The sequence below is a fragment of the Gloeocapsopsis sp. IPPAS B-1203 genome (assembly GCF_002749975.1).
Classification (GTDB): domain Bacteria; phylum Cyanobacteriota; class Cyanobacteriia; order Cyanobacteriales; family Chroococcidiopsidaceae; genus Gloeocapsopsis.
In genome coordinates this window covers 579,869-593,125 of sequence record NZ_PEIG01000001.1, presented here as the reverse complement: position 1 = coordinate 593,125, position 13,257 = coordinate 579,869, and the positions used below count along the sequence as shown (strand labels likewise).

Sequence of the window (13,257 nt, the reverse complement as noted above, 5' to 3'; positions counted from 1 at the left end):
TGCTATGTTCTCATTGTTACCCCTATTCACATTTGCTCAAGCCACACCTACCCCAACACCGACACCACCGCAACAAGAAATCGTACAACCGCAACAAGTACGTCCCTTGCCAGGTTCTTTAGATACTGTTCCCGTATTCAATAGCAATAGCCCAGAAGTTGTCCAAACTGAGGGAATTTTATTATCTACATTTCCGCCGACGGGGAAACAAGCTGCAAGTGCGCACCTCAACTTCCCGTTTCAAGGACGATTTGATATTTTTGCTCATCACATTGCTAAAGCAACTTCTCCAGAAGACTTACGCACGCTTTATTTAGGAGTGTTACTGCATAACCCCAGTACGCAACCCGTGACAGTCGATGTCTTACAAGCCGCGAGTTATTTAAGTCAACCTGACGCACCATTTATTGACTTACCGCCGCAAGCTGAAAATCCTTTAGGAACTATTTTTGCAGGTCCAGGCGATCGCGTGATGAATGATATTCTACGCGGACAAAGACAATCGATATTTCCGGCAAAAGTGACTATTCCGCCGCAGCAAAGCCAGATGTTGCTCAATTTACCAATTCCTGTGCAAACTTTAGAACCACCCATTAATGGACGTTCTACTTTAATGCGGCTGCGTAGCAGTGGGAGAGTTTATGCGGCAAGTTTAGCAATGTATGCTAAGTCTAATGCTGATGGTAGCGAACGCGCACCCACTTCAACAGAATGGCAACAGTTATTAGAAACAGGAAATTTAGCTGGACCGCGCGATCGCGCTCCGACTCCCCCCGAAGCAGGTGGTAAAGTCATATATGGTCGCGTTGCTGGAGTTGCGCAAGGTTCTCAATGGCAAGCTCAACTTTTTGATAGTCCTAGTGTGCAACATCTGAGTATTCCTCAGCGGGGTCAAGCATTTTCTTATGGTTTAAGTACCTTAACTGCGGGTAGACAAGGGACAAATCAAGTCCAAAGTGCGCCATTGTTGGTACGTTATCCTGATACTGCCTATCAAGCCCACGGTAATTATGGCGTTGAATACAACCTGAGTTTGCCGTTGTACAACAATACTAATCAACCCCAGACAATTAGTGTATCGCTACAAACACCACTGAAGGAAGACGAATTAACGCAAGGTGGATTGCGGTTCTTGATTCCGCCTGCGACTCAAAACTTCTTTCGCGGTACAGTAAGACTGCGGTATAGTGACGATCGCGGTTTACCCCAGACTCGCTATGTCCACTTAGTACAAAAAAGAGGACAAGCAGGAGAACCACTTGTATTATTAAATATGCCCCCAGGCGATCGCCGTCTCGTACAAGTCAATTTTCTCTATCCGCCAGATGCAACGCCACCACAGGTGTTGACTATTCAGAATATGGAACAGTAGCGGAGAATTAAGATTTTTGGAAGCCTAGTGCTGCTTTCTTTTTCGTCTTTTTCGATTTTGACTTGTTGACTTCTGCGACGGCTTCTTCAAATAAATTGTGTAAATGAACTGGAACGCTGGCGATTTCTGGTAATTCTGGTTCGAGTGGTTTATCAAATTCTTCTAGCAGTGGTTCTAAATCGCGGTCAATTTGAAATGGACGCTGGAGTACTGTTTGCAAAACTTGTTCTAGTTGTGTAGGATACTGCTGAGCTAAACGCTGCCAAATAAATGCATTAATTTTGGGATCTTCTAGATAGTTGCGAATTAGTTTTTCTGCACCTTCAATAGTTTGCCAATCTTTGGCTTCTAGTAACGCCACAACACGATAATAGGTAGGTAAAAACATTTGTCCCCAACGGGGATGCGATATTGCTGTTACCTGTTCGGCTTTTTTGAGTTCAGCAGGGAGATCGACTTTTGGCATCACCATTTTAGCCGTCGTTTTGTTCTCAAATAATTGAGCTACTTTGCCATCTACACCTGCTTCTGCGGCGGCGGCTTCGAGTTCCTCTTTGTCAATTCCTGCTTCTTGTGCTACTTCTGCTAGTGTTTTAGATTCGTCAATACCGGCTGCTGCTAAACGCTGTTGCATTAAGACTTCTTGAAATTCAGCAATCTTTTTATTGAGTTGATACCCTGGCATTATCACTTCGTCACTACCAAAGAAATCGATAAACTGTTGGTGGTAACGTGCGACAGATTCCCAAGCTTCGGCGAGTAAGTCAGGCGCGTCGCTGTAAAGATGATTTTTGTAGTTGTCTTTGAAATTGCCAATGGCTACTGCTAGTTTCGGCTTACCCAATCTACCCAATGGCGTACAAGGTCCCGAAAATGTCCAATAAGTCTCTGTCACTGGTGAAATCCGTGTGAGTAAGATTTCTCCTTCTTTGTAGCGGCGAATTTCTTCGGCAAATTGAGCATTATCAGGTTTGACTACGTATTGTTTAGCTGTCAGCCAGTTCATTAACTCAAATCCGTCAGGCAAAATTTGAGTAATTGCAAATAAGCCCATAAAGCTACGATGCCAACTCTTCACTAACTGGCGATCGCTTTGAGATAAATCCGGATGATCTTTAATAAATAAGTCTAATGGTGTTTTGTCCCCGACTTGCCCTTCACTCAAAAAGCTATCAACAATAATATCCTGTTGCGCTTTTCCTTTGTCTCGCCGCGCCTGCTTTGCTACATAAGCTTCAAGCGCTGCTGCTAAATCGCCTTCGGCTGTCAAAACAAAATCTAGTAAGGCTTGTTTTAACTGGTGCGATCGCTCTAATACTACATCCACAACTTATTCTCTTTGTTCAACACTTTATAGAGTATAGGTTGTTATTCAAACCGGCTGCGAGTCTCATCTTTGAGAGAAAGCTTGGCGAATGAATTTACTACTAAATAATCATCCACCTTTGTGGACTCACTGGTAAAAGTTTTAGTGTACGAAGGTACACTTTGCTTGGGTAGCCCCGACTTCAGTCGGTGAGCATCTTTATCATTGATTTAATCAATGTCAATTACGATAATTTCTAGGTGATCTTCAACAACATCCATCCATGCGGAGAGTAACACGCGCATTGTTGCTTCGTTGTGTTTGTGAATCTCGGTTTTTAAGTTGTGGATCTGTCCTTGACTTTGGATATTCTCCCAGATTTGTTGTTGAGTATTTGAATTAAAAAATTCAGCGATCGCTTTTTGGTGAATAACTTCTGATGCACTGTATCCTAACATCTCAAGAAAACATTTATTAGCTTCTAGAATTAGACCATTTTGAATGTGAGCGCAAATAATTCCTACTGGAGCATTCTCAAAAAGATGACGAAATTTAGTTTCGCTGCGTTTAAGTGCTGCTTCTGTCTCCTTGCGTGCGGTAATATCGCGTACAATCGCACAGTTGTACTCTTGATTATTAAACTCCAAATAATTAGTAGTAATCTCTACGTTTAACTCTCTTCCATCCTGGGTGTGCGAAGTTGATTCAAAGGTAAAAGAGCCTTTTTGTTTAATTTCTTGCCAATGTGACTGCCAAATCTCTGTTGGAAAATTAGGATTAACATCACGCACTGACATACTGAGTAGTTGATTTTGAGAATAGCCTAAAATTCGACAAGCAGCTTCATTGACATAAACAAACTGTGCATCAGCATTGATAAAACAAACAGCATCCCGCGATCTATCGAGATAAAACTGAGTTAACCGCAGTGCTGCTTCTGCCTTTTCACGCGTGCGGATTTCTTGTTGCAAAAGTGTGTTTTGCTCTGTCAGTTGCTTTTGCAACCTCTGGATCGTCAAATTATTTTCTACTCGTGCAAAAACTTCTTCCTCACTAAACGGTTTTGTGATGTAATCAATGCCACCAACTGCAAAAGCTTTAACTTTATCAAATACTTCATCAAGCGCACTGATAAAAATTACTGGAACATCACGCGTTTGCTCTTCAGCTTTGAGATGCTGGCAAACTTCATAGCCATTCATATCTGGCATCATAATATCGAGCAATATTAAATCAGGTGGTGCAACCTGAGCAGTTTTTAGTGCTGTTTGCCCATTGATGACACGACGGACTTCATACCCCATCTGCGTCAGCATGGCTGATAAAAGCCGTAGATTCTCTGGGCGATCGTCAACAACGAGAATATTAGCTTTAGGTGTTTGCGTATGATTATTCATTCTGAATTCGGTTGCGTTAGCTCAATGATTTGATCAATGCGAAAGTTATTGACTAAATCTGTTAGAGCACTTGTTAATGCGGCAAGTTCATCTGGAATTTGTTCAAGTAAACTAAAAATTAATTTTTCATCAGTCTGCAACGCGGCTTGATATAACTGTGCTACCCACTCAGAAGGCATTCGCGCAAGTTCGTTTCTCAACAATGCAGGTTCGCGAACTAAATGTACTCTAACTTCTTCCTCGGTAGGAGTTGGGTCGTAAATGTAGCGTACTCCTAAATGTTTTGCTATTTTTTCAAAAATTTCTTCTTCACGGAAAGGTTTACAAACAAAGTCATCACAACCAGTAGATAAAATAATTGATCTTTCCTCATCAAAGGCGCTGGCAGTTAGTGCAATAATCACTGTTGCTTGACCTTTCAAATGAGTTTTAATACGTTTAGTTGCTTCATAACCATCCATCACAGGCATCCGCATATCCATCCAAATGAGATGCGGTTCCCACGCTTGCCAAAGTGCTACTCCCACTTGACCATTTTCAGCTTCACGTACCTCAAAACCAAGCGATGTTAACATTTTGACTAAAAGCTGACGATTTTCCCATTTGTCTTCGACGACTAAAATGCGATATTGAGGTTGATTTGGTGCGAGTGCGATCGCTCTTTGGTATTGTTGTCGCATCTCAACTTCAGATTGTGCGGGGCTAACTTGAATCTCAAAACTAAAAACTGTTCCTTGCCCGACGATGCTCTGAACAGCAATCTCTCCGCCCATCAAGCGCACAAACTGTTGACTAATTGCTAAACCTAAACCTGTTCCTTCACGAGTTCCACCGGCTTTTGTTTGAACGAAAGGTTTAAACAAGCGTGTGAGTTCGGCTGGCGCAATGCCACAACCAGTGTCTTCAACTTCAAAATAGAGGTGGTAATGGGTAATCGGTAATGGGTAATGGGAATTGACTCCTCTCACGCGTAGGATGACTTTTCCTGTTTGTGTAAATTTAACCGCATTACTAAGCAGATTAATTAAGACTTGACGCAATTTGCTCTCATCAGCTTGGATATATTGAGGAACTTCAGGACTGCGTTCAAAAACAAGCTGCAAGCCTTGCGATTCTGCTTTTAACTTGAGCATCTCTTCTAGGGAATCAAGCAATTCATACAAATCAAAACTATTTTCATTTAATATCGTGCGCCCTGCTTCGATTTTTGCCATCGACAAAACATCGTTGATGAGTGTTAGTAAATGTTCGCCACTACGACTAATAATTTCTAGATTCTCGCGCTGTGCAAGATTAACTGGCGAAGTACGACTTAGCAATTGCGTAAAACCAAGAATGGCATTAAGCGGAGTACGAAGTTCGTGACTCATATTAGCCAAGAACTCACTTTTGGCACGGTTTGCAGTCTCAGCTTCTTGAGCTTTTTGTTCCAATTGATGACTATAGTTTTCTAATTGTTCGCGAGAGATTTTGAGTTGATGCGTTAACCAATACACACCAATTGATAGCGCTGCGACTGCAACGAGTCCTACCAACACGAGTGTTGTCGCTAATTGACGGGCTGGGGCAAATGCTTCTTCCTGCTCCATTTCTACTAGTAACGCCAGATCTTGTTCATTGAGCCAGCGATACACGCCGATTACAGGTATTTTGGCGTAATTTAGATACAATCCTGCACCACTAACACCACTCATTGCTGCATCAATACCTTGGCTACTGACTCCTTCAGGAAACTCGCGCGTATTGGTGTCTTCTTTCGAGATAAATGTGTTTTGAGTTACCAAGGAACCAACTAAATAAGTTTCTCCGGTTGTTCCTAAGCCTGTGCGTTCGCGGACAATTTGATCGATGCGGTCTAAGTTTAAGTGTGCTAAGATGACGCCTTGACGGACTTGTGTGCGATCGCGAATCGGTGTTGCTAAAGTTACAGATGGCTCGTGAGTAATCGGTGAAACATAAAAAATTGGTGCAAAAGATTCTCCTGGATCAACTTGTTCAAGATAAGTTACGTTGGCAAGAATTTCGTAATTTCCTTCACGCTGTCGATCAGTAGAGAGAATGATTTGATTGCTGCGATCGAGGATAAAAATTTCGCTTAAAGCTGGCTTTGTTTGAGTTACACCAATTAAGTAATCTAAAAGCGTTTTATAAACAATCAGGTTCTGTGGCTCATTTTGTTCGCGCAAGAGTGTTTCTAGATTTCTTTGGACTGCTGGGTACTGAGTAACAAGCAAAAAATCCTGTCGCTGATCTTCAAACCAACGTGTAATTTCTTCTTCTTTAAGTGTGGCTGCAACACTCAGACGATTAAATGCAGCCTGTTTTAATGCCTCTCTGGCTTGAAAAAAGGCAACGCTGCCCACAACACCAACAGCCATGAGGGACAATAGTAAAAAGGAACCGGCAACTTTTGTTGTGAGATGCTGCTCCCAGAACTTCATAGATACGCTGCGCAAGAATTACGCACTGAACAGAATGACTAAAACGAACTACACCGCAGAGTACACTGAGGAAAGATTAATGCGTTTAGATATACATTTAAGTTGACTATAAGTTTTATTGTAGTTAGTTGGCACTTTTAAAAGAAGGAATATGATTACTTCCACTCAGCAAAGATTTGCTTGATTCGTGCAATAGCTTCATCTGCTGCTTGTTCTGGAGAAACACCATCAGCTACGACTTTATGAATAGCGTCACCCCAAATGTTTTCTTCTAAAACTACGCTGTAAGCAGGGTTTTGAGCAGTATAAAACAAGCGTGTTTGTTCTTTGATTAATGGCTGAGCAGCAGTTGAGATGTGCGGATCAGCAGGATCAGTCCAGAAGGGATCTTGCCAGACGAGTTTATGAACTGGTAAGGTGCGCCCTCCAGCAGCTTTAAGGTAATCTCCCGATATTTTTGGTTGAATTAAATAAGTGATAAAGTCTTTGGCTAGTTCCAAGTTCTGCGATTCTGCAAAAATCACAACTTGCCGTACTAAGGTTAAGTATCGCATCGGTTTACCACTTGGCTTATTCGGATACCGCAAAGTACCCAACTTGTTGCGGTAAAGATCTGGTGCTTGGCGCACAGCAGCAGGAATTGAGAGCGAGTTATTCGGCGTCATGGCAATATGACGATTGAGCAAGCTGCGGTTGTTGTCTGGGTTGAGCCAATTGATTGCTTCTGGTGGTACGTAGCCTTGTCGGTAAAACTTAGTGTACCAACTGATGCATTGAATAATGCCTTGACGAATTTGAGGATCGTCAACACGCAACTGACCTTGAGAATCTAGAAGTTGAACATCATAAGCTTCTAAAATTTGTTCAAACACTTCATAAGTGTCTCCAGCCCGATCTGACATTGGCAAACCAATGCCGTAAACTTTTTTTTGCTGTAGTGGAACAGTCTTGTGTATTTCTTGCCAGAATTCCCAAAAGCCATGCCAATCTTGGGGAATATCTTGTTCGCTATAACCTGATGTTTTGAGCAAATCCCGCCAGTAAAAAATTAGCGGTATTGCTTGATGAATAGGAATTGCATAATAACTGTACTCTTTTTTGAGATTGTTGTAGAAATAAACGTCTGTGAGTATGGTATCAGAATAATGATGCTTAATTGGCTCGATAATATCGGAAACATCTGCTAATTTACCTTCCCAAGCAAGACGCGGGTTGAGCACTCTTTCAGCACTATCATTCATTAAAATATCAGGTGGATTACCTGCCTGAATTGCCCTCTGTGCCTTTCGCGATAGTTCATCGTTATTGTAGTGAGATAGCTGAACTTGGTTGCCAGTTTGCTGTTCCCAACGGCTAACAACTTGCTGGAGTGCTTCATCTTCTTCTAGGGTATAACCTTTATCCCACCAAATTTTCAGTTCTGTACTTTGGGTAAGTCCTTGATTTTTTGAAGATAGGGCAATTTGATTGAGGTCAGAATTACGATTGCAACCAATAACGATCGCACTCAAGAGTAAGACAATTAAAACATGGCGATCGCTCAATCCCCAACGTTGGTATTGATCCTGAAACTTGATATTGGTTGTTTGGCTATGTTTCGTGGTATGCAACATAACTACAAAAGCTCAGCGCTGAGTCACGACTGCTATTTCATCTGCTGCATTTGTCTCGTGAAGTAGTAAGGTGTCACAATCCGATAACTGAGATGATTGCCTGCTTAATTACAACTGTACGTCAACAGATCATCTTGCTAAAAAACACAATCAAAGTTTACATAATCGCGGTCTTCTGCTTTTCACAAGGAAAACATTACACTACTCGAACCAAACGGCTGACTCGGTATTGCTTAACTGCACCGATTGATTGTTCGTCCCCTGAGTGTCCCATTGTCATCACCTCACCACTCACCTCAACGCGTGCTTCATACGCTCCAGAGACACTCCCATCAAAAGCAACAAAATCAATTCGGACTTCCGCCCAATCAGCATTCCACTGACCATGAGTTTCATCTCGTACTAACGTTTGACCAACTTTATGGTAGTTGAGCCAGTCCCAACCCTGTTGCATCCAAATCGCTCGCTCGGCAATTTGTTCGTACATACCGAGTCCCGCCCAACCGCGATAAAAGCGCTCTAAGTTTGTTACGGAACCGATACGATGCACCAGTAGAGCGAGTATTTCTGGCTCTAGATGCCCCCAGTATCGTCCTTCAGGAAAATCAATCAGCGTTGGGGCAAATTTGTGACCGCCAAAATGCGAACATCGCCACGCGCGTAGCTGCCCTGTGGAGTTTGCACCATACTCAGAGCGTAATGTCTTGTAGATAGCATAGCCAAACCGAGCGCAGGCAATATCAACATCGCCGTGAGTGCAGACGAAAAATTCGCGGATATGATGCGTTTGTTGCTGATATGAGTTGAAGTGCAATAACTCATCAGGGTTGCTCAGTAACGCTGTTATTAAGGAGGAAATCTCCGCGTTGGGTACGAGAAACTCTTGCTTGTGAAACTTCGCAAATAGTCCCACAGGGCGGCTATAGTGAAGTATGCGAGCCATACTGGGTTGAGAGTAGTCGCGGTCAGGAGCAATTGTTAAGAATTCTAACTTAACTCCTTGTTGCATTAATGCCCTGCTTGCGTTCTTAATTTGCACGACGATTGGATTGTTATCCATAACTTCGCCAGTCCAGGGTTGAGCGATTTCGACGAAAAGTCACTGGTCAAAATTTTCAGCGGTGCCAATGGGGTCTTCGCCGTTAGTTCTGGAGACAACTGAACAGAAACGGCAGTTCGCTAAGGTACGATTAGTCATTGCTGAACCTGTATGTGATAGACAGTTGAGCAGAAACGCAAATTCTTTAGTTGAAATAGATAACTGACCTAAGATACATTCCTACTCTCGATCTCAATTCGGATTTACCTGAGAAACAGGATCTGAATTTTCTGGTGTGAGTTGATTTGAGGAGCCTAATGGCAACAGTAGCTTGCGAATTTCTGCGAGCATTAACTCAGACGCAATCGGACCGCGAATTCGACTTAATTGACCGTCGATGACGTAGACTCGTCTGGCTCGCGCAGCAGGATGCGATCGCAAAATTGGGTGTTGCCTCCACAAGTTTTGAATATCCTCTACCGTGCTATCCCAGCCAGCTGAAACGAAAAGCATATCAGCATCAAGTTGCGGAACGATTTCGAGTGAAATATCAATCCGTCCCTCTCGTCCTTGTAACTGTTTGGGTGTTGTTAGTTGAAAGCCAAGCTCTTTGAGCAGCGTTTTGACGAATGTCTCCTCAGTATCTATCGCTATTTTGTCTACTCCTCCCATAGCGAGTAATAAAACGTTTGAGTTATTCGCGACCAAATCGAGTTCGGCTTTTGCTTGAGCAATTGATTGCTCGTATTCGTCGATAACTTGTTTAGCTTGTTGTTCGCGGTTGAAGACTTGAGCTAATGTCAAAAGACCTTGTTGCCATTGATAATCAGCGGAACTATTTCTAACAATTAATGTGGGGGCAATCTTGGTGAGGTTGGTATAAAGTGGCGTATCAGGCCATTCCTTGAGAATTAGCTCAGGATTGAGTCGAACAATTGCTTCCAGTGAAGGGCTTTCCCGCGTACCAATGTGCGTTGGATTGCTCGTGACGCGATTGCCGAGGTACTTAATTTGCACCATCGGTTCGCCCAATTTAGGCGAACCGAGCAAGTGTTCGCTGACCTCAGCATAACCGACAGGTTGGATACCAAGCGACAGCATAAGATCGAGGACATGGGGATCGAGGGCGATCGCGCTGTGAGGCGTTCCACAAATACGAGTTTCGCCGAGTTCGTGTCGGATGACTTGACAGTCGGAGGTTGGCGAGTTAGGCACAGCCGTCTCAGGTTCGCGTTGAGAGGTAGTGTGACCGCAAGCTGAGATGACAGTAACTAAGATAATTATCAACAATCGTTGGATGGGACGCATATTGACCTTTGACGTTTTGACACAACAACCCTTGAATGCGAGTCAAGTTACCAGTCAAAACCGTATCGAACGCTAATTCTTCTCCCTGGTGCCGCTATCCTAAACGAGTTACCGAAACCGCCATTCAATTGCGCATCGGCGGGAATGTATTGATTGTCAAACAAATTTTCAATACCCAGTGATAGCGTTCCAGTACCTAGACGAAGGCTTGTGATGTAGTCCACGACAAAGTAACTCTCAATTGCAACAGGATCGGTGCCTTGCTCAAACGCGCGATCGCGCGAACCAATAAATATTGTTTGCAGGCGATTGCGCCAAATTGGGGTGGTTTGATGTTCGAGGTAAAGCGTTGCTTTGATCGGCGAAATCGAAAAGCTATCGAGCGGGAAAAAGTCATTCGTTCCTTGAGGAGAAAAGTTTCCTTCTTGCCAAGCAAAAGTTCCTCCAAGTTGCCAACCGGCTCCTGGCTGCCAATCTAATGTTGCCTCAACACCAAAAATTCGCGTGGGTTCGCGCTGGATACGAAACGTGCCAGCCGTCTCGTCAAATGTGAGACCGACACCTTCTTCAGAAGTGTTGTAAAATCCGGCGACAGAAGCTTGAACGTTTCCCCAGATGCCGCGGATGCCAAGTTCGTAGTTATCGACTTTCTGCGGTGCGATCGCCCCTAAACCGTCTTTGATTGTAAAGTCGGGTGGGGGAACCGAAAGGGCACGGCTAACACTAGGAATTGAGAAGCCTTGGGCAAAGTTAGCATACAGACTGATGGCATTGGTAATGTCATAGACAATACCTGCATTAAATACGGTGTCGCTAAAGTCCCGTTCTCCTCCTGCAATTGCTACCGTTTGGTCGAAGGTGGTGTAATCGTCGATAATTACATTGCCCGTTTCGTAACGCAGTCCGCCACTCAACGCTAGGCGATCGCTAATGTCCCACCTTGCCTGAGCAAATAACCCAACGCTTTCTAGAGTATAGGGAGCAGAATCATTAATTTCGTCAATTCTACGCAAGACTCTACTATTACTAGTGTCAAACTCTAGCGGATCGAAAACCTCAAAACTCGTGACAATATCTTCATTTTTGTAGTCAACTCCCCACAGAAGATTAGCAGTTTGAAATAAGGGAGTATCAACTTGCAAGCGCCCGCCCCAGGTTTCGCCGCGGATCACGTAGCGAGTAATCGCACTCAGCGCTGGGATATCTCGAGTATCTACAGGACGACCGAAATTATTCAAGTCCCGATAATACAGTTGTGCTTGCAGCTGACTGCCCCAGAGGTTTCTATGCGTGTAGTCGAAATTGAGAACCGTATTGAGATTAACCGGATTTTGAGCATCGATAAAGTCTAATTCGCCAACATCCAGCGCACGGGCCTTTGGTTGACCTGGAAATTCGTCAACAGCGGGGTCGGAGAAAATAGCAGTATTCCTAGAATCACGAAAGTGATTTAAGGTAAATTGCAAACGTTGCTGCTCGTTATCAAGGTTTACACCGAGCTTACCTAGTACGTTAAACGTTTCTGTATCGGCGATCGATTCCGCACCGAAAGCAGGGATCAAATCGCCTTCAGCGTCATAAAACAAACCCGTGTTTACGTGCGATAGGCTAATCACGTAGTCAACATTCCTTTCTGTACCCGAGAGGGAAAACCTCTGGCTATTGCCAAAACTCTCACCTTCGAGTTCGCCCAAGGATGCAGACACACCGATTTCGCTGTTAACCGTTGCCTCCTCTAAGCTGGGCTGACGAGTAATGATATTGATAACACCACCCGTTCCGCCGTCACCATAAATTGCCGAAGGTCCTCGCACGACCTCAATGCGTTCAACTGCTGAGGTGTCCAGTCGTCGAATCGCCTCGTAGGGTCGGTTGGTATTTTGAGGAACGCCGTCAATTAAAACAACAGGTTCGCGACCTCTTAAAGTTTGACGATTTGTGAGATTTTGGTTGGGGGGGCTTAATCCAGGAACTGTATTTGCCAGAATCGAAGGTAGGTCATTGGTCAGCACGGACTGCTGCTCGATTTGCTCGCGGGGAATTATGGTAATTGAGCGCGGTACGTCTTGTATTTCTTCTTCAGTTCGGGTGGCGGTGACGACTATTTCAATTTCCTCTACCTCTTCGCTTGCGGGTGCTATATTTAAGGCTAAACCCGCGTCGTTCGGAACCACTTCTACAAAGGGTACTCCAGTTTCTCCGACGACTGTGACGCGGATACGGGTAGCATCTGCTTGAGTTACAGCAACTGAAGTAATTCCTGCTATTGGGTTGTCCGTGCGAAATTCATTCTCGCTCTTGAGCGCCAGCACTGCATTAGAAATCTCAGCAATTAACGCATTACCCACCACAGTAGTTGTTGGGGTTTCGAGTTGCCCCTGCTCCGTTTCTAAAATTGCTTCTAATCCCGCAGCCGTGGAATTGAGACGGACAGCAGTTACTCTGACGCGATTGTTAGCGTCTTGCTTTAGCAAATTGGTAGCTTGAGTAGAAACCTGTGGCAGGTTATCTGGACTTAGAATTGGCAGTAAAGTGGGATTAGGAAAATGAAGAAAAACCGAGTTTTGATCTGGGAACGTTTCGGTAATCTGCCTGCGGTCTTCTGCCCGAACAGGTGAAATAAAGAGGATATATATTCCTGTAAAATAGCCCGACAGTTGAATTGCGATCCACAAAAAACTTGGTAACTGCTGAATCATAACTCCTCACACAGACTGCAAGCAAAACCTCTATGCACCACCAATGGCTCTGCAAAGGTTTTATTGAAAGAAACTTGCAAAA

At 43.9% G+C, this 13,257-nt stretch carries 8 protein-coding genes; 1 reads left to right on the top strand and 7 read right to left on the bottom strand.

Annotated features, from left to right (window positions below; translation table 11 throughout):
- Positions 1 to 4 precede the first annotated feature (4 nt).
- Positions 5 to 1,372, top strand: a complete 1,368-nt coding sequence (locus CSQ79_RS02615) for a DUF3370 domain-containing protein (RefSeq protein ID WP_099699623.1) — start codon at positions 5 to 7, stop codon at positions 1,370 to 1,372.
- Positions 1,373 to 1,379: 7 nt separating this feature from the next.
- Here the strand turns inward: CSQ79_RS02615 and CSQ79_RS02610 are convergent, their stop codons facing one another.
- The 7 genes from CSQ79_RS02610 to CSQ79_RS02580 all read right to left on the bottom strand — a co-directional run bounded on the left by CSQ79_RS02610 (position 1,380) and on the right by CSQ79_RS02580 (position 13,175).
- Positions 1,380 to 2,699 (bottom strand): hypothetical protein, encoded by a 1,320-nt coding sequence (locus CSQ79_RS02610; RefSeq protein ID WP_099699622.1) that lies wholly within the window; start codon positions 2,697 to 2,699, stop codon positions 1,380 to 1,382.
- Positions 2,700 to 2,908: 209 nt separating this feature from the next.
- Positions 2,909 to 4,075 (bottom strand): PAS domain S-box protein, encoded by a 1,167-nt coding sequence (locus CSQ79_RS02605; RefSeq protein WP_099699621.1) that lies wholly within the window; start codon positions 4,073 to 4,075, stop codon positions 2,909 to 2,911.
- Complete coding sequence (locus CSQ79_RS02600; RefSeq protein WP_099699620.1) at positions 4,072 to 6,516, bottom strand: hybrid sensor histidine kinase/response regulator; 2,445 nt, start codon at positions 6,514 to 6,516, stop codon at positions 4,072 to 4,074. Before CSQ79_RS02600 ends, CSQ79_RS02605 begins: the two co-directional genes overlap by 4 nt.
- A gap of 155 nt (positions 6,517 to 6,671) precedes the next feature.
- On the bottom strand, positions 6,672 to 8,129 hold the full coding sequence (locus CSQ79_RS02595; protein ID WP_099699619.1) for an ABC transporter substrate-binding protein: 1,458 nt from the start codon (positions 8,127 to 8,129) through the stop codon (positions 6,672 to 6,674).
- 196 nt (positions 8,130 to 8,325) lie between these two features.
- Positions 8,326 to 9,216 (bottom strand): ferredoxin family protein, encoded by an 891-nt coding sequence (locus CSQ79_RS02590; RefSeq protein WP_289500416.1) that lies wholly within the window; start codon positions 9,214 to 9,216, stop codon positions 8,326 to 8,328.
- Positions 9,217 to 9,420: 204 nt separating this feature from the next.
- Complete coding sequence (locus tag CSQ79_RS02585) at positions 9,421 to 10,476, bottom strand: ABC transporter substrate-binding protein (protein ID WP_099699618.1); 1,056 nt, start codon at positions 10,474 to 10,476, stop codon at positions 9,421 to 9,423.
- Positions 10,477 to 10,523: 47 nt separating this feature from the next.
- Positions 10,524 to 13,175 (bottom strand): TonB-dependent receptor domain-containing protein, encoded by a 2,652-nt coding sequence (locus CSQ79_RS02580; protein WP_099699617.1) that lies wholly within the window; start codon positions 13,173 to 13,175, stop codon positions 10,524 to 10,526.
- Positions 13,176 to 13,257: the final 82 nt, after the last annotated feature.